Below are 18,497 nucleotides of genomic sequence, written 5' to 3' on the forward strand. Positions count from 1 at the left end.
GAAACCGGGCTCCGCAAGCAAAATTCCAGATAAAAAAGCGCCTAATTCAGGATTAGGAAAGACTACATTCTTCTTTTTTTTTGAAACCTCTTAAAAAAACTGACAATCTTAAAGGTATTTTCATGAAAGAGGCGATCGGCCATCTTCTCAACCCCTCTACACTAGAACCAAATCTAGGTCTTTATTCCGGAACTCTTGGAATCGATAATTCCAGAGAGTATAAAACCTCTTTTTTGTCTTCCTTGAAAAAGATAGACTCCGTTTTAGTCGATTTGATTACAGAAGATTTTCTCCTTGGACTTCGAATTTTTAGGGGCCCCGGAGCCTGCAAAGCGCTTCTCAATCTCTGGTTTTTCGAATCTGAAAATTTTAGAGACTTCGAATGGGCAGGAAGTGCAGGTAAAGAATTTTTATCCAGAGGTACGTTTCGAAACGGTTATTGGAGTTTTACAAAAGGGGACCAAAGATTCAATTTTCGTTTAGACGACACGATTCAACAAGGTTATACCCATTCTTCCATCTTAAGCCCTAATCTTAATCTACAGCTGGACGCACTTGTCAGTACTGTGGAAAAAATAAACAAACCGGTTTCTTCCTTGGAAACTTCCGGAAAAGATTGGCTGTTTAGACTGATTTCTCCAGATCTTTCAGTCAGAGGTCAGCTCTCAATCGACGACAAAACTTGGAATTTAGAATCTTCGGAAAAATTATCTTACAGTATTACAAGTGGTTTTGAAAACCGATCTTTTTTGTCGGAATCTAGGATTTATGGTTTTGGATCTGGAAAAAATTCGTTTCGTTTGAACTACAATCCAAACACTGGATTTCTTCTCTGGAAAAATGGAGTTCCTACATTTTTGGAAACTGCAAGTCTGAAAAAAGAATCTTTATCCTATGTGCTTCATGATCCCTCGGACCAGATTGAGCTTACAGTTACTCCGATTCGAAAAACCCAACATATCGTTTCTGGTTTTTTTGGAAAAAAAATTCCAATGGAAAGAATAGAAGGAAGGGTTTCCGGTAAAGTTCGTATCGGAAGTAAAAAAGAAACAATTAAAAAAGGTTTTGCGATTTTAGAAATCTAAACTCTTCATGGTAGTTCCCACAAATTACGTCTCTTAAAAGAGTTGTAACATTCTACTTTAATCCATTGAGAACAGAATTGCGTTTTAATTTACCCAAATTCTCTTAGATCACATTCAACAGTCAAACCTTCGAAATTTGAAAAAAATATGGATTAGAATTCATATATAATTCAAATTTAAGTTTAGAATAAACAGATTATCATTTCCTTTTATTAGAATATCTTATCAAAGGATTGAAGACATACGCCGAGTTATCAATAATTAGAGTTGTTGAAAAATTCCATAGCAACAATTAACAAAACTGTTTCAATCGACCGTTTCATAAAACAGAAACAAGATGGAGAATCAATTTTTCAAAAATTCTATTCATCTCAGGAGAAAAAATAGAAAAATATATTTTTATAATAAAATAAAATTCTAAAATATAAAAATTAATTTTTCAGAAATCACTCAACCATCTTCTAAAAAGAATTTAACGTGAATTCAGCAGAGTGCGAAAAGGATCGATGCGGAGAACTAAAGCAGAACGCTTTCTTAAACCCAGTGTTTCGCTTCTTGAACTCAGAACACTACTCCCTAAACTCAAATCTCGCTCCCAACGGGCCGCGAGATAGGTCGCAGTGTTAGGCGCTCGAAATAACTCAACTTTTCACTCTCCATGGGTCGTTTGACGGATCGCGTTTGAACTCAGCAGAACGCTCTCTATGAATCATGTTCTATACTAAAACTAAAAATGGTATGGTGTATCATGTTTCCTGTATGAAATTCATTGACCAGAACAGAGAACCCGGGTCCATCTGCCTGTGGCAAATCGGGCTCACCCAAATTTTCAACCGTCGAACTTATATTAATTTAGAGTATTACGATATACTTTATTTCAAAAAAGTATCGTTCTACAGTTCAAATTTTATGAAAAAGAGGTAAATTGAAAATGTATAATTGGAAGAAAATTCTCATAGTGGTTTTGTTAGCTTCCATCATGGTTTACTTGGAGTATGAAATGGATCATACACTTGTACATGCTGCGTCTTCATCAAAGACCACCAACTCAATCGTTCAAAAACCCACCGATCCACCAAAAGATAAACCGATCAAAGTCAATGTAAGTGGTGGTGGAACATTTTGTTACGGTCCTAATTTTAGCGGCGGTGAAAGTTACATTATAATTGAACAGTGTTGGCAAATGCACGTTATGAATGCAAGATACGACGTGTTTCAAAGAATTTCGTATAACATCAATAATACGTGGTTATGTATTACTGCTCCGGAAACAGTAGTCCAAGGGGAAGAAATCTGGGACTATGTTCATCTCAGACCTTGTACAATCAACGACCCTTTACAAAGATGGATTATAAAGGACAATTCTTTTTGGACTGCAAATGGGTTTTACCGATTAAAAGATACAAATTGGTATGGTTATATTTCTAGAAATTCTGGTGATAAATACAATCATACTTTAGATTCTTCCATGAAAGATTGGATGAATACAATAGCCACCCCCGGAAACATCAGTATTTTAACTTCCATAGCCTGGGATTTGAATCATAGCTGGGGAAATGAACGTTATTTTATTCGTTTGGGAGGTTCGGATAAAAATACAACTCCTCTCTACTACAATCCTGAAAATGGACATCTTGCTCAGTATGATCCAATCAGTGGCTCTCTCTATTGTATGTATTCTCAGGTAGACAGCTATCAATGGAATTGGGTTTCCTGGGAATCGTGTAGTGACGCAGCGATCAGTAAAGATAATCCCACTTATTGGAACGTCTCTTTTGAAACAGAAGAAGGAGGAATGATCACAGATTATAAGGGAAATGCACTAAGAGTTACTCGATATGGATCCAATTGGGGCGCTGCCTATGCAGCTAAACTTTCTTATTTAGAAAAGGACACTACCAATAGTCCCACTTCTCTGTTTATTGTTAATAAAGATTTATTAGATTGGACACGTTATACAACTTCTAATCTTGGCAAGACGGAACAATATTGTCCAGCTCCTGGTAATCAAGCAAGTACCACACATAAAAGAATTTCAAGAACCTTACCACCCAGCTTTCAATTAACTGAGGCTTGGGTTCAAAGACTTTATGAGATAACACGTTCAACTTCAGGCTCAGACATTTCAAGTGGAGTATGTGGTGTTTGTTTACTTCATGGTTTTCAAATGATAGCAGAGCTACAAGAGTATCATTCTCGAGAACCTCTTCAAAGCGGAGGTTATTTTTTTGATACAAATCCTAATACAGATCCATTTATCTCGTTTGGTCAACGTTATCCGAACTTGAATACGTCTCTGAGGGATATAGTTAGCACGTATGGTCCCACAGTTCGCTCTAGTAGAAGATTAATACTTATATCTGCTAGAACTATGTTGCCCCAGTACGAATGGAGTCTCTCTTCTGAATCCTCTACTCTTTCTGATATGTTATCCCACATTCAATCACTTATAGATTCTCCTCCCGGAAGCATTTGGTTGGTGATCATGAGACGGTGGCGTCCAGATGGGACTGCGGGGAAACATTCTGTTCCAATTCTTAGGACCTCTCAAGGATTAGTGGTAATTCCAACGGCCACAACGAATTTGACGCTTGACAACTTCAGACAAGCTTTAACACCCACCATGGATCCACAACAGGTAATTAGAAATCTGGAAGCAAGACCAGATAGAGATCTAGCAAGATTTTCAACTATACAGTTAGGATCGTTCTATCACAATCCTTTCGACTCGGCAGTCTCTAACAGGAATTGCACTGGAGAAGGAGAAGACAGAAGAGGTTCAGGAGAATTTCCAACTAGTGCATCTATAAATCAGTGTGTAAGCGGCAGATGCTCACTATCGCAATAAAACACTGATTTAAAAGCCACATTATTATAACAGAAAAAGTCGTTGATGAGATAGAGTTATTCTATAAATACATTTCTACATCAACGGCTGCACTCATAACATGAACGTTATCTTTTTCTATTTTAATTACCTAGAACTACATAATAAAGATCTAATCCAATATTACACTTCAATAACGTAAATTTAGCATAAGAAAGTTTAGGTGAATCTGGCGTTACTAGACCGCAATTTCAGCTCCGATCAATAAATTACATGAGAGAAACATAATACGATATTTCGTTTTACGTTTCAATTTAATTATAGAACGCGATCTGTCGAGCGCCCATAGAAGCGAGACGCTGAGTTACTTCGAGCGCCCATGAAAGCGAGACGGTTTTAGTTTAAGAGAGCGTTCTGCTGAGTTTCCTACGCTTCAATCGCTCTCGCGATAGAACTTACGTAAATTAACGTAAATTCGAGGTAAGAAATCTATAATTCTGAAAAAGTTGGATTTGAATTTTATAGATCGATTCCTAAAATGCGGAAACTACTACAATTTATAAAATAGAAGTTTATAAACATTGAATGTCGCATTCAAGTGTGGAACTCTCACAAAACTTAGATTGATCTGTAAAATGATGTGGGAACTAACTACAAATCACAAATCCTAAAATTGTAGAAACTTATACTTTTAGAAAAGTCTTGCTCAACTGAACTCACGTTACAATGGGATTGAAATTTTGATGATGGCCGCAAAACAGCGGTTTTGTGCAAAAATCTGATTGAACGATAATTCTTTTTGTATTTTATAGTAGTTCCCACAATTTTCAAAGTTCAACTGGGTAAATCTAAGTTTTGTGAGTTCCCACATCTATTTTTTTACGAAAAAATTAACCTAAAATAAAACGAATTTCTTACGTTCCTTCCCATTAAATTAGAAAAACAACAAATGATTTTTACTACTCGGACGCATAAAAATAATACCAAAGTTAACAATTGATTTTATCAAAGATGTAAAAGTTTTCAAAAAAAGCATTGAACCCGGATTTGTTGGCTTTTAAAGAATATCCTACATTTTAAGTTTTAAAACGAGTTCAGAATAAATATTATTTTTACGTATACGAGTAGTAATGTAAGAATTTATTCCAAAATTTAAAAATTACTTTTGAGAAGTTACAAATATCTAAACGGAACAATTTCTTAAAAATCATTTTTGAATCGACCAATTTATAAACCTAAATACAGTTTATAACAATGAAAACTTATATCGCACTATTAAGAGGAATTAACGTAAGCGGTCAGAAAAAAATCCTTATGAAAGATCTTTCTTCTCTTTTTGAATCTTTGGGGTTTATGAACGTTCAAACATACATTCAAAGTGGAAATGTTCTATTCCAAGATAAAAATAAAAATGTAAAAGAACTCATCATCTTAATTGAGAAAAAAATCGTAGAAGTTTTTGGATTCGAAGTGATAGTATTTATCAGATCCAAAGAAGAATTAAAAACAATCATCCAATCCAACCCCTTTTTTAAAAAAGACCTAAATAGAATTTACATTTCTTTTTTAAACGAATCCAAAAAAAATCCTGATCTTACCGAAATCGAAAAAGTGAAGATAAAAGGCGAAGAATTGATCGTTCAAGGCAAAGAAATTTATTTCTTTTCACCGAAAGGTTATGGAGTTTCAAAATTATCCAATAATTTTTTAGAGAAGAAACTGCACGTATCGGCCACTACTAGGAATTGGAAAACTGTAGTTACATTATCCGAATTGACATAGAATTTAAATTGTGGATAAAAATTCTGCCAATCCCTTGAGAATCTTCTTACCAAACAACATATAAGAAAATTAAAATATTATGATATTAAACAAATATTTGCACAAAAAATTCAATCACCTGTTATTTAACGTGAATTCGATATAACCGATGTGCAAGCAATTATAACGGAAATCCAAAAAAATGTTGTACCCATAAAGAAGCAGCATTGAGTGTTTTTATTCGCCAAGTTTTTCTTACGCCAAATTTACGTTATTTAGAAATCAATCCGTGAAATTTACTACAAATATCAACTCAAGTCAATGTAGGAAATTCATTTTATAAAACCTGATTTTTTGGTAAAAATAATTGATGGGAACTATTACAAATCCAGATTTTACAGTTAGATATTAAAAATGTAAGAACTCATATGAATTTTAATCACGAAAAATAAATATTTAGATTTGTGGGAACTACTGCATTTTATTAAAAATTTCTAAAGAATGAATTATCTCGTAAAATTTTTTGAGGTTTTGAAACAAGCTCTAAATAGAAAAAACGAAACTGTGTAACAGATCACTAAGGATTGTATCTATGTTTGAGAATGGGACTAGTCAACTCGGAAAGTCGAATTTTTTGATTTCCATTTTCATCGAAGTTACCATCGTTTAACCAACTCAAAAAAGCGCTTTGAGCCTCAGGCCATTCCGAGTCTATGATTGCAAACCAGGCAGTATCTCGATTACAACCTTTTAAAACATTTGCTTGTCTAAAAATTCCTTCAAAGGATAAACCTAACCTCTGTGCGGCAGCGCAGGAAGGTGCGTTCAATGCGTTACATCTCCATTGATATCTTCTATAACCGAGTTTGAATGCATTCTCCATCATAAGATACATAGCTTCTGTAGAAATTTTGGTTTTCTGCATCAAGGGAGAATACGCCAAATGACCAACTTCGATAGAACCAGCACTTGGTTGAATTTCTGCATAACTAGCAATACCTACCGGTTGGTTTATTGCAAGATCAATGATCGTGAAAAAGAATGGATCTTCCTTTTGACACGTACTTTTTATCCATTCTTGATATTCTGAAAAAGTTTCAAAAGGACCGTAAGGAAGATAAGTCCACATTCTTCCTTCTCTATCCTGCAAATTTGCGGAATATAACGCTTCTGCATGTAACGTTAATTCTAAAGGTTCCAATTTACAATATCGTCCTTCAATCGTTTCTTTTTTTGGATACTGGGCGGTTTTCCAATCAGGAAGCGCTTTACCAATCGGTTGGCCAAATCGATTTGTATTTTGCGTTTTGATTTTTTCAGATTGTTGCAGATTGTCCATTTTCCCAAATTCCCAGTCGGAAATGAGCATTTCAATAATTAATTATATTTTGATATTCTTTCTAAAATCATTTTTATCTATCTTATACTTATACAAGACACCATAAGTTTTGAGTCACATCTTAGTTTAAAAAGCAGAATTTTAGACATTATCATACAATTTTGAGTAATACTCATTCTAAATTTAGAATAGAGTTGTTGAAAAATCCCATAGCAACGATTAACCAAACTACTTCAATCAATCATTTCATAAAACAGAAACAAGATGGAGAATTAATTTTTCAATAACTCTAATTAGAATTCCTATAAAATTCAAGTATAGCCGTCCTACTACTATCTTTATATGATAAAATATCATGAACTTTTAGATAAATTCGCGTTTAGAATCAGAGTTTAATATATCAATGATATAGTTCTGAGTAAAAATAAAATCCTGTATAAAACTTCTTTTTTACGACAATCAGAAAAAATTAAAATTCATTCTAAAGATATTTATAATATTCTAATTTTAGTCAAAAATCCCTAAGTCCATTTTGGCTTCTTCGGTCGCCATCTCCCTGGGATCCCATTTAGGCACCCAAACGACTTCCACCTCCGCCTCAGAAATTCCCTCCACTCGAAGTGCGTAATCTTTAACCTGTTGTTTCATTTGAGGTCCTGCGGGACAAGCCATAGAAGTATAAGTCATATCAATCTTTGCCTTTCCGTTTTCGACCTTGATTCTGTAAATAAGCCCAAGTTCAGCGATGGAAATTCCAATCTCAGGATCTTCCACTTTTTTTACTTCCTCGTAAATTTGTTCTTCTAACGTATTTGTAGGAGCTTCCAACATTTGATTTCTCCCTTTTCCTTTTTGATTAAATTCCATTGTAACGCGAGTTCAATTTAAGAAAATTAGAAAAGATCTTCTTAAATATACCATTCAAACCTGAAAAAAAATTGTGGTAGTTTCCACAAATTAAGTCTCTTTGTAAATTGATACGTTTTGTTACCACGAACTTATATAGACTTTTATAAAGCTAAGATTCTGTTCCAAAAACTGTCGAGGATCATAAAAACAATACATTGAGTTCATGAATTGAGACACTTTAGTTTCCAAAATGCGAGAACTATTACAAACCAGGATTTTACCGTAAAACACTTGTGGGAACTACCACGTTCATCTAGACAATTGTAAAAAAGCTCGTTCTAACGTGTTCCAAGGAAGAACGGCGCATTTAATTCTCGCAGGAATTTTTTTAACTGACTCCATCGATTCCAGATCTTCCAGCCCCTCGTCAAATTTAGGATCTTGGTCCTCTAAAATCATATTCTTAAAACGTAATATTATGTCCTTGGCTTCGGCTATGGTTTTCCCATAAATCGATTCTGCCATCATAGAACCGGACGCTTGTGAAATGGAACAACCCTTTCCAGTCACACGAATTTCTGTAATTCGATTTCCGTCCAAATTGATCGTTAGCTCGAGCTCATCTCCACAAAGTGGATTGATCCCATGTTCGTATAAATCGGCAGATTCCAGTTTTCCCCGAAATCTAGGGTTTTGATAATGATCTAGAATTACTTCTTTATATAAACTATCGCTTAAGGACACGGGAGAAAATCTCCTTTACCTTAATTAGACCTTGAATCAATCGATCAATGTCATCTTTTGTATTATAAAGATAAAGACTCGCCCGACAAGTCCCAGGAATATTTTGAAACGCCATAAAAGGTTGCGCACAATGATGCCCGACTCGGATTGCAATTCCCTCTTCGTCTAAAATTGTTCCTACGTCATGAGGATGTACACCTGGAAAGTTAAAAGAAATCACTCCTCCTCTTTTGGATAAATCCCTAGTTCCATAAAGTTCCAAACCACCAAAATCATCCAATCGATTCAAAGCATACGAGAGCAATTCTATTTCATGATTTCTAATTTCTTGCATCCCTATATTTTCGAGATATTCGATCGCAGATCCAAATCCAATTACGCCCGCAATATTCGGAGTTCCCGCTTCCAGTTTGGATGGAAGTTCCGCATAAGTAGATTTTTCCTTATATACTTGAGCAATCATATCTCCTCCACCCATCCAAGGAGGCATCTCTTCTAAGATTTCTTCCTTTGCATACAAAACCCCTACTCCGGTCGGACCCAACATCTTATGCGCAGAAAAAACATAAAAATCATATTCCATTTCCTTCATATTTACAGGAAGATGACAAACTCCCTGAGCACCGTCTACTAATAGTTTGGCGCCTACTTCTTTTGCACGTTTTTGCACGGGAAGAATATCATGAATCGTCCCGGTCACGTTAGACATCTGAGAAATAGCAACTAACTTTGTTTTGGTTGTGATAATCTCTTGTAAATTAGAAAAATCTAAAGTACTATCTTCGTTTAAAGGAATGAATTTTAAGACCGCTTTTTTTTCCTGGGCCAACATCTGCCAAGGTACGATGTTAGAATGATGCTCTAATTCGTTGAGTACGATCTCATCCCCTTCTTTAATCTGAGTTCTCCCCCAAGTTTGGGCGACTAAATTGATCGACTCTGTGGCGTTTCTCGTAAAAATACAAACCTTTGCGCATTGCGCTCCGATAAATTTAGAAAGACGAATCCTACTCAGTTCATATTTTTCAGTAGCTTTTTGAGAAAGATAATAAATTCCACGATGAATGTTGGCGTTCTCTTCTCGATAATACTTCTCGATCGTATCAATAACCGTAAACGGTTTCTGAGAACTAGCGGCGCTATCTAAAAAAACGAGTGGTTTCCCGTTCATCTTAGTTCCCAAAATCGGGAAGTCGGTTCTAATTCTTTCGGCAGAGAAACTCATATCTGTCAATCCTCCAAATCTACCTCGACGGAGTCATCTACGATTCTCACCGGATAAACCGGAAGATTTTCCACAGCGGGCATACAAAGCGCTTTTCCGGTTTTGATGGAAAACTGCGCCTCGTGTCTCGGACAAGTAATTACGTCCCCACACAATTCTCCTTCCGAAATGGCTTCTCCGTCATGTGTGCATACATCTTCAAACGCGTAAACATTTCCGTCTAAACTTGTAATCCCAATTCTATTATATCTGGTTTCAATTACTTTGACTTTCCCGTTTTCTATTTCGGACAGTTTTGCGAGTTTACGAAAGCTCATATAGCCCCCTCCACTTTTCTAGCAATTAACCGAAATAGCTCTTCTTGTATGGAATTCGATTCGATTTCACCAATCACTTGGCCCAAAAATCCGTCCACAATCATTCTTCTAGCCTCATCCTCATCGATTCCTCTAGAAGCGAGATAGAAAAGTTGTTCTTCGTCAATCTCTCCCACGGTGGCCCCGTGCTCGCATTTGACATTTTCTGCATATACTTCCAGTTTAGGAATCGATTCCGCTCTTGAAGTTCTGTTGAGAAGTAGATTATTGTTGATTTGAATTGCGTTTACGTCCTTGCAAGAATTAGGAATTCGTAAATTTCCTGTAAAGATGTGATGTGCCTTATTTTTCAAAGCGCTTCGATAAAGAATTGAACTTTCCGTATGACTTTCATTGTGAACGATTTTTACTTCTGAATCTTGAAATTCCCTCGCGGCCATTGGAGCGAGTCCGATCACTCTGGCTCTTGCGCCTTTTCCAGAAAGATCTACGTTGAGTAAATTTTTTCCCTTGTAACCGCCTGGAGTAACTTTTGCTATTTTTAAGTCCGAATCCTCTCTTTGATCAGAAAATAAATTCTGAAAATGGAATATAGAAGATCCAAAAGACTCGATCCCTACATAAGATACTTTAGAACCGGCTCCAGTCTGTAAAACGGAAAGTCCCTGGAAAAATTTTAATTCTTGTTCTTCGATGCATTCGTAACGTTCGACAATCAATATTTTGTTATGACTTCCAATTTTAGCTACAATCAAAGGTAAAATCTTGTTCTCTTTTTCAAGACGAAATTTGATTTCAATTTCTTCCTGAACTACAAAGTCGTTTCCTATTTCGAGATAAAGTCCATGAGTAAAATTAGAAAGACTATAGAGGGTAAACCATTCTTCATTCTGTTTTTGGAATATACCTTCCAGAATATTTAAAAAGTTTTCCAATTCTTTTCCGGAAAGCGTTTCCGATCTTTGTAGTTTAACCAAATCCGGAATTTTCCAAACTACGGCAGCAAAATCTGGAACTTCGGTAAAATCTTCCGGATGAAAATTAGAAAGAGGTATTTTTCTCCAGGATTCGTTTTCTGAGCCGGGAATTTTCAGAGTTTGAAATTTGGCAAAAACCTTCTTACGAAAATCTTTCAGTGCCTGAGGTTCCTTACTTTGAGAAACAAATCTCTCAAACTGATTTTCCAAAGACAGTTTTGTTTCAGTCTTTCGATTCTGCAAGGATCCAGTCATATCCTTTTTCTTCCAATTCGAGCGCGAGTTCTCTTGTTCCTGTTTTTAAGATTTTTCCTTTTGCAAATACGTGAACAAAATCGGGCGTGATATAGTTTAACATTCTTTGATAGTGTGTGATTAGTAGTATAGAGCGTTCCGGAGTTTTATTTCGATTGATTCCTTCACTTACAATTCGAAGCGCGTCTATATCAAGTCCGGAATCAGTTTCGTCCAATACCGAAAGTTTCGGTTTGAGTAGACTCATCTGCAATATTTCGTTTCTTTTTTTTTCTCCTCCGGAAAACCCATCGTTCACATAACGCGCAATAAACGACTCTGGCATATCAAGGGCCGCCATAGATTCTTTGAGCTCTTTTCTAAATTCTTTAACGGGTAGTTCCTTTCCTCTTACCGATTTTACAATGGTTTTTAAAAAATTACCAATCGTAACTCCCGGAATACTAGTCGGATACTGAAAACAAAGAAAAATTCCAAGTCTGGCCCTTTCGTCTGTCGGAAGATTTAAAATGGATTTCCCTTCAAATAGAATATCCCCCGACAAAACTTGGTATTTAGGATGTCCCATGATTACGTTGGAAAGTGTACTTTTTCCGGAACCATTCGGTCCCATAATAGCATGGACTTCTCCGGGTCGGATTGTCAGATCGACTCCTTTTACGATTTCTTTGATTTCCCCGGAATCTCCGGTTTGAATTCCCGCTTTGAGGTTCTGGATTTTTAAAATCTCGGTCACAGAAACACCTTTCTTTGCGAATATTCGAGACTGCGATCCTTTTCCAAACTACACAAGTTTTGTTTTCTATTTGTAGTTTTTAAAGTTTTCGACAAGAAAACCATCCCAGATTCTTTCTTAATCCCGATTCTACCAATGTTTTTTCTCGTTAGGATAGATCAATAGGAAAGAATTTAGATACTACATCCGTTCATAAGGCCGTTATCCAAAATCATCCTAAAAATGTAGGAACTATTACAATCTTCAATTCAATCATTCATAAAACTGAATTCTAAAAAACCCAAAATTTAGGAATTATTACGTAGATCCAAAATTTTCTAACAAATGCAGTTCCTACATTTAGATTCAGATTTTAGTTAATATTCTTTGTTTGAATCTTGACTCGCTTTTCCTTTTCTCCTACAATATTGATCGAACGAAAAGAACGTTCTCAAAACCTAAAACACTATTTTGTGTGAATAGGCCAAAATATGCTGATTCAAATTTGAGAAGGAAGCCTAATTGAATAAATCGATAATTTACATGAATTGATAGTTCCCCACGTAAATCTATCTTCACTATTCTTATCGTGAGTGCGTTCATTTTCGTTCTGAATGATGTTTTTAAGCCATTGTTAGAAAACGAAGACTTCAAACATCAACTCAGATAAAATTTTTCGGTAGATTACTAGCGAGGAAAAGAAATATGAAAAATAAATGGGTAGTAGTAGCAAATAGGTCCGAGGCGAAAATTTTTGAATACAAAGGATCTAGAAAAGGTTTAGAACTTTTAGAAAGTATTGAAAACCCAAAAGGAAGAATGAAAAATTCTGAATTGATCCCAAATTCTTCGGGCGGGAAACGAGCAAAAGCGCAAAGAATCGCCTTTGATTTCGATTCCGTTCAAGAACCAAAACGCAAAGTTGCAGAATCATTTGCCAGCCAAATTTCGGACGTAATTTCCCAAGGAAGAAAATCAAATCGTTTTTTAAGCCTCGTTCTAGTTTCAGAACCTAGATTTCTCGGAATGCTCTTAGATAAGATGGATCGAAGATCTCAATCTATGATCTTTCATAAAATGGGAAAAGATATTATAACGACAAACAATCAAGAGATTCTTTCTCATCTTCGAGAAATTCTTTTTTAACTTATGGTAGTTCCCACAAGTTAAGAGTTTGTTCCAAAAACTCAAAAAATTTTACGTGATAATTCTTTAGAAATTTTTAATAACATGCAGTAGTTCCCACAAATTAGGTCACATTTGATAATTCGTGAACTTTAGAGCAGTTCAATTTTCGTAGTAGGTCCTACATGTAAAACTTAGATCTCACGGGGCCGTTCGAAAAACTCAACTTCTCACTTCTTGAACTCAATGCATCTCTTCTATGGTTGCTCTGCAGGTTGGTGTTTAAAATTTGGGGCAGGTTCTAAATCTCATTACCAATTGATAATTTGTTTGTTATAAGAATTTTCGTTGAAGCGGAGTTCCTACATTTTTTATCAATTACGAAAACTATTTTTCTTTGCGATTGAGAATTCTACATTCTGAAACTTTTCAAAATCTAAGAAGAGGTTCTGAGTCGTTCGACAATTGTAACAGTTCTCACAGATTCAGTCTCATTTCAAATTTATAGTTTTTAACTGTTTTTTACTGACTCAATCTGCATGAGTTCCTACATTTTTGCGAAACCCAATAATCAACTCAAAACATAAAATTAACGTGGTTCAATGTAAAAGACTCGTTTTATAAAAATCTGATTTTTCTGTAAAAATAAATGTTTGAAAATTTATAATGGGACTTAATCCGTGGGAACTATCACAAATCTATATTTTACGGTAAAACTTTAAAATGTGGGAACTCCAATGTTTTAAGTCTTTAGAAACTAAAAAATAAGATCGATCATTTCTATCAATGGATCTAGGAACTCTTACTTTTAAAAAAAAAATTTTCCTAGTTTCCCCTAAGCAGAACTCGCGTTAAATTAGAAAAAAAATGTATCCTACAATTAAGTTTAAAACCTCATTCGGAAAGAAATAGACAGAAACCCACCACTTCTATTACTTAACCTTTTAATTTCTCATTCCATTATTGAAAAAACTTCGGAGATTCAATGGCTAATTCACAGGGCAAATACGTCCTTTCCATCGACAGTGGGGGAAGCGGAATTCGTGCGTTTTTATTAGATCGAAAAGGTAATATAGTCGAAAGGCAATATGAAAAAACTCCTCCTAATATTCCCGAAGCAGGTGCTTTAGAACACGATCCAGAAATCCTATGGAAGGCCCTTCTTTCTCTTTTAAAAAAGATCCAAAAAAATCAGCAAATTGTAAAAGAAATTATCGCATTAGGAATTTGTAATCAACGCGGCTCCTTTCTTCTCTGGGAAAAATCCACAGGAAAGCCATTAACTCCTTTGATCAGTTGGGCGGACGTTCGTTCTCATAAAATTGCAGAAGCGATGAATCGAAATCTAATCTGGACAATCATCCGTGTTGTATCTACGTTTGTAGGAAGATTGACAAACCATCCAATGATGATCGCCACTTCCATGCTCCGATTTACGACAGATCACGCAACTTGTAGATTAAAATGGATTTTAGACAAAAATCCAGATCTAAAACAGAGATGCAAAAAAGGTGAAGTTCTTTTTGGTACGTTAGATACTTGGTTCATTTATAAACTTACCGGTCAAAAACAACATCTCACCGATTCGTCAAATGCAGTTGCTACGGGAATGTTTAATCCTTTTCAATTGATCTGGAACCAACCGATTCTTTCAATATTCGGAATTCCTTCTAATTTATTTCCGGAAGTAAAAGATAGCAACGGAGACTTCGGTCATACTTTGCCAGAATATTTAGGAGGACATTCGATTCCAATCAGAGCTTCGATTGGAGATCAAATGGCGGCTCTATTTGGGCATTGTTGTTTTGAAAGGGGCGAAGTAAAAATTTCTCAAGGTTCCGGGGCATTTGTGGATATTAACATAGGGCCCAAAGCAAAACTTTCCAAACGCGGTCTTTTTCCAATGATCGCTTGGAGAATAGACGGCAATACCACATATATGTTAGAAGGTTATGTTGCAACCGCTGGAACCCTCATAGATTGGTTAGGACAAGGAATCGGACTTTCCGACACTCCTAAAGTTTTGAACGAACTTGCGGCCCAATCGGAAGATACAGAAGGAGTCGTTTTTATTCCAACTCCTACGGGAGCCCGTTTTCCTTATTTCAATCCTCGTGCCAAGGCATCCGTGATCGGGCTTTCTCTAGCATCTCATAGAAGACACGTTGCAAGAGCCGTCCTAGAAGGAATTTCTCTCAGTCTCTATGAAATTTTAGAAGGAATTCAACGAGATACAAAAGTTGAAATCAAAGACATTAAAGTGGACGGCGGTGTATCTCAGTCTGATATTCTTCTTCAATGTCTTTCAGATTTTTCGAATGTAAGAGTAAATCGTTCTCCCGAACCAGATATGACTGCAACAGGAACGGCGTATCTTGCTGGTTTGGCAGTTGGCTTTTGGAAAAATTTAGATGAATTGAAGAATTTACAAAAAGGTTATAAATCTTTCGAACCGAAGATGAACCCAACAAAAAGGGTTCAAAAAATTCAACGTTGGAAAAAAGCAGTTACCGCAACTCTTTCCATCGAATGATTACGGTTTTAATATTTATAGAAGTTATCTCAAAAACTTTGTCTGCTTTTATGAACTTACTCGGGTATACTACCATGTGCTTTTCAAAACTTAGAATACTTCAAAAAAACCAACATCCGGGATTGGATGCAATTTTTTGAGAACTTCTACAGTTTTGCAAAATTGATCATTGATTTCTGGTGTCATTTTTATGCATCGGAATAATAAACTAACGCGAGTTTGGCGTAAAGGAATCCATGATTCCGAAAAAGTTGAAATCCGAACTTTACAGATCGATTTTTTAAATGTGGGAACTCTTACAAATCACGATTTTACAAACAATTCCTAAAATTGTAGGAACTATCACAATTTAAAAAGAATAAGTTTATAACAATTGAACCTGCCGTATTCAAAGTGGGAAGAACTACCATCAAACTTAAGTTTATCCGTAAAATTTGTGGGAACTACTGCAAAACTATGATTTTACAAACAATTCCGGGCTACAATCTTTTGAGAACTTCCATATTTTTGTAAATCGACGGTTAATTTCGGATCCTATTTTCATACGTCCGAATAGTAAAATAGGATTTAAATTTCGATAATGGCCGCAAAACAGCGGTTTTGTGCAAAAATCTGATTGTACAATGATTCTTTTTGTATTTTATAGTAGTTCCCACAATTTTTAAAGTTTAACTGTAAATCTCTGATTTGTAAGAGTTCCCACATTTATTTTTTTACGAAAAAATTAACCTAAGATAAAACTGATTTTTTACACCAAATTCACTTTAAACTACTAATCCCTATCAAATACCTAAATGTTATCCCAAAGTACCGTTTCACGTAAATTTGATAGAATCCGACGCAAAAGCGATTGAAGAAGATAGGGAAATTCAGCAGAATGCTCTCTCAAATTCAGCGTATCACTCGCTAAACTCAATGCATCACTTCTTGAATGCCAATCCTTAGAGAGGCATTCGCTTGAGTTTTTCGGGTCGCGTTTGAACTCAGCAAAACGCTTTCCTAAACTCAAATCTCACTCCCGTCGAGCACCAATAGAAGCGAGACGTTGAATTTTCCGGGCGCGAGATAGGTCGCGTTTTAAGTCGCTCAACAGATCGTGCTCTGTAATAAATTGAAACTAAATATCGTATAACGTTTCTTTCATGCAATTTATTGACTCTAACGGAAAACGCAGTTCGGCAATACCGGATTCGCCCAGATCTTCTTGCACGCAATTTACATTAGAATTATTGAAAATGGGTATTAACAAAACTGCTTCAATCGACCGTTTTCATAAAAAGAAACGGATGGAGAATTCATTTTTCAACGACTCTGATTGAAATGTAAACTATTGATTTAGGTATTTTATCATATAGCTTTTGAGTAAGAATGATTTCTAGAAATTCTAAAGTATCAGACAAATCCAAAGTTTAATCAGTAAACTATACAATTCTAACTCCCAAGAAAAACTGAACCCATGACAAATATCTGACAAAAAATTCTATCGTGAAATTTCCTACTAAGATAATCTGACTTGCACAAATAGAGGTGATTTTCGATGAACTCCAAAAATACGATCCTTTCCATCTTGATCGCTCTGGTCTCTTTGGTTCTTTTTATGAACTGCGGAGATAAGTCCGAAAAACCGGTTGAAACGACTTCCGCTCCTATTGCAACGGAAACTGCTTCGACTCTCAGCCCCGAACTTCAAAAAGGACAGGAAATCTTTTTGCAAAACTGTTCTTCCTGCCATGGTGAAAAAGGAGCGGGAGACGGAGCCGCCGCTGCAAGCCTCAATCCGAAACCTCGTAACTATAAGGCACCTGCCTCACAGTGGAAAAACGGAAACACAGAGGTGGGAATTTTGAAAACCCTCAACAACGGAATTCCAAACAGCCCGATGGTTGCTTACAAATTCTTAGGTGATGAAAATCTGAAACTACTTGCAAAATACGTAGTTCATCTTTCTCAAAACTAAGATTTTTTTGGATCGGAGAACTTGTGTTTTCCGATCCATTTTTATTTTTTCGACTGGCCTTTTTGAACCCCGAAGCGTATCTTATTCTTGATGAATTCAAATAATTCACTTCCTCCTTGTGGTGAAAATTGCGGAATCAGTAGAACTTCTCCGAATACCCGAGAAGAGAAAACGTATACAAAGCTAGGTATCTTTTTAATTCTATTTGGAATCTCATCTAAACCTAAAGCGGTTAAATTCTATTGCAAAAAATGCGGAAGACAATTTGATCAATTGTCTCCTACTGAGCTTGGAAATTACGCGTAATTCGATTGACTTTCATAGAATTGAAAGGTTTTTTGTTTTAAGATTTTTATGTCCGAAGACTTTAGAATTTTCGTAGATTTAGCCGTTTCTGTTCCGATCATCCATATCGAAGGAGAAATTACTTCGGAAGCAGACGAAACAATCCTAGAAAAATACGAATCCATTCCTGAAGGAAAACGGGATCGTGTCATTCTAAATTTCCAAGGTACCTCCTACATCAATTCAGCGGGTATTGCAACTCTTATCAGTTTAATTACAAAAGCTTCCGAAGCAAAAAGAAAAATCGAATTTGCAGGTCTGAACGAACATTTCAGAAAAGTGATGGATATAGTAGGATTGGCTGACTTCGTTCTGATTCACAACTCTCTCCAAGAAGCACTTAAATAAAACAAAAACTTTACTTAAGGCATTTCTTATAGAGTCCGGCTCTACCTTTCACACCGTTAAATCAAACACGCATTTTTTACATTTAGATTCGAAAA

At 35.8% G+C, this 18,497-nt stretch carries 15 protein-coding genes; 8 read left to right on the forward strand and 7 right to left on the reverse strand.

Going from position 1 to position 18,497, the window contains the following annotated elements; genetic code table 11:
- Nucleotides 1-122: 122 nt before the first annotated feature.
- From BW942_RS07735 to BW942_RS07745, 3 genes are all read left to right on the forward strand, one after another.
- Nucleotides 123-1,085, forward strand: coding sequence for a hypothetical protein (locus BW942_RS07735; protein WP_000656510.1), 963 nt, complete (start codon nucleotides 123-125; stop codon nucleotides 1,083-1,085).
- A gap of 1,000 nt (nucleotides 1,086-2,085) precedes the next feature.
- Complete coding sequence (locus BW942_RS07740) at nucleotides 2,086-3,933, forward strand: DUF1561 domain-containing protein (RefSeq protein WP_002097344.1); 1,848 nt, start codon at nucleotides 2,086-2,088, stop codon at nucleotides 3,931-3,933.
- Between the two features lie 1,233 nt (nucleotides 3,934-5,166).
- Complete coding sequence (locus BW942_RS07745) at nucleotides 5,167-5,694, forward strand: DUF1697 domain-containing protein (protein WP_000860667.1); 528 nt, start codon at nucleotides 5,167-5,169, stop codon at nucleotides 5,692-5,694.
- A gap of 556 nt (nucleotides 5,695-6,250) precedes the next feature.
- On the opposite strand, the gene BW942_RS07750 is transcribed toward BW942_RS07745, so the two are convergent.
- From BW942_RS07750 to sufC, 7 genes are all read right to left on the reverse strand, one after another.
- Nucleotides 6,251-7,042, reverse strand: coding sequence for a GNAT family N-acetyltransferase (locus tag BW942_RS07750; RefSeq protein ID WP_000908611.1), 792 nt, complete (start codon nucleotides 7,040-7,042; stop codon nucleotides 6,251-6,253).
- A gap of 477 nt (nucleotides 7,043-7,519) precedes the next feature.
- Nucleotides 7,520-7,843 carry a metal-sulfur cluster assembly factor gene (locus BW942_RS07755; protein ID WP_000888483.1) on the reverse strand — a complete coding sequence of 108 codons (324 nt, stop codon included), beginning with the start codon at nucleotides 7,841-7,843 and terminating at the stop codon, nucleotides 7,520-7,522.
- Between the two features lie 327 nt (nucleotides 7,844-8,170).
- Complete coding sequence (gene sufU / locus BW942_RS07760; protein ID WP_000058820.1) at nucleotides 8,171-8,605, reverse strand: Fe-S cluster assembly sulfur transfer protein SufU; 435 nt, start codon at nucleotides 8,603-8,605, stop codon at nucleotides 8,171-8,173.
- Nucleotides 8,589-9,830 (reverse strand): cysteine desulfurase, encoded by a 1,242-nt coding sequence (locus BW942_RS07765; RefSeq protein WP_000010076.1) that lies wholly within the window; start codon nucleotides 9,828-9,830, stop codon nucleotides 8,589-8,591. The genes sufU and BW942_RS07765 overlap by 17 nt, the downstream gene beginning before the upstream one ends.
- Nucleotides 9,831-9,835: 5 nt before the next feature.
- Nucleotides 9,836-10,147: a non-heme iron oxygenase ferredoxin subunit gene (locus tag BW942_RS07770; RefSeq protein ID WP_000010051.1), complete on the reverse strand. Its 312-nt coding sequence runs from the start codon at nucleotides 10,145-10,147 to the stop codon at nucleotides 9,836-9,838.
- The gene (gene sufD, locus BW942_RS07775; protein ID WP_000147970.1) at nucleotides 10,144-11,379 is read right to left on the reverse strand and encodes a Fe-S cluster assembly protein SufD; all 1,236 of its coding nucleotides are present in this window, start codon (nucleotides 11,377-11,379) and stop codon (nucleotides 10,144-10,146) included. Before sufD ends, BW942_RS07770 begins: the two co-directional genes overlap by 4 nt.
- Complete coding sequence (gene sufC, locus BW942_RS07780) at nucleotides 11,348-12,115, reverse strand: Fe-S cluster assembly ATPase SufC (RefSeq protein ID WP_000136057.1); 768 nt, start codon at nucleotides 12,113-12,115, stop codon at nucleotides 11,348-11,350. The genes sufD and sufC overlap by 32 nt, the downstream gene beginning before the upstream one ends.
- A 684-nt stretch (nucleotides 12,116-12,799) precedes the next feature.
- Here sufC and BW942_RS07790 point away from each other — a divergent pair.
- The 5 genes from BW942_RS07790 (at nucleotide 12,800) to BW942_RS07815 (ending at nucleotide 18,402) form a co-directional block, all read left to right on the forward strand.
- Entirely contained in the window at nucleotides 12,800-13,240 is a 441-nt protein-coding gene (locus tag BW942_RS07790) for a host attachment protein (protein ID WP_000792515.1), read from the forward strand.
- A gap of 964 nt (nucleotides 13,241-14,204) precedes the next feature.
- Complete coding sequence (locus tag BW942_RS07795; protein WP_000013893.1) at nucleotides 14,205-15,752, forward strand: glycerol kinase 5; 1,548 nt, start codon at nucleotides 14,205-14,207, stop codon at nucleotides 15,750-15,752.
- A gap of 1,537 nt (nucleotides 15,753-17,289) precedes the next feature.
- Nucleotides 17,290-17,709 carry a c-type cytochrome gene (locus BW942_RS07805; protein WP_001086272.1) on the forward strand — a complete coding sequence of 140 codons (420 nt, stop codon included), beginning with the start codon at nucleotides 17,290-17,292 and terminating at the stop codon, nucleotides 17,707-17,709.
- Between the two features lie 90 nt (nucleotides 17,710-17,799).
- Complete coding sequence (locus BW942_RS07810; protein ID WP_001087666.1) at nucleotides 17,800-18,015, forward strand: hypothetical protein; 216 nt, start codon at nucleotides 17,800-17,802, stop codon at nucleotides 18,013-18,015.
- Nucleotides 18,016-18,063: 48 nt separating this feature from the next.
- On the forward strand, nucleotides 18,064-18,402 hold the full coding sequence (locus BW942_RS07815) for an STAS domain-containing protein (RefSeq protein WP_001287684.1): 339 nt from the start codon (nucleotides 18,064-18,066) through the stop codon (nucleotides 18,400-18,402).
- The last annotated feature ends 95 nt before the right edge of the window (nucleotides 18,403-18,497 follow it).

This window comes from Leptospira interrogans, from assembly GCF_900156205.1.
GTDB classification, from domain to species: Bacteria; Spirochaetota; Leptospiria; order Leptospirales; family Leptospiraceae; genus Leptospira; species Leptospira interrogans.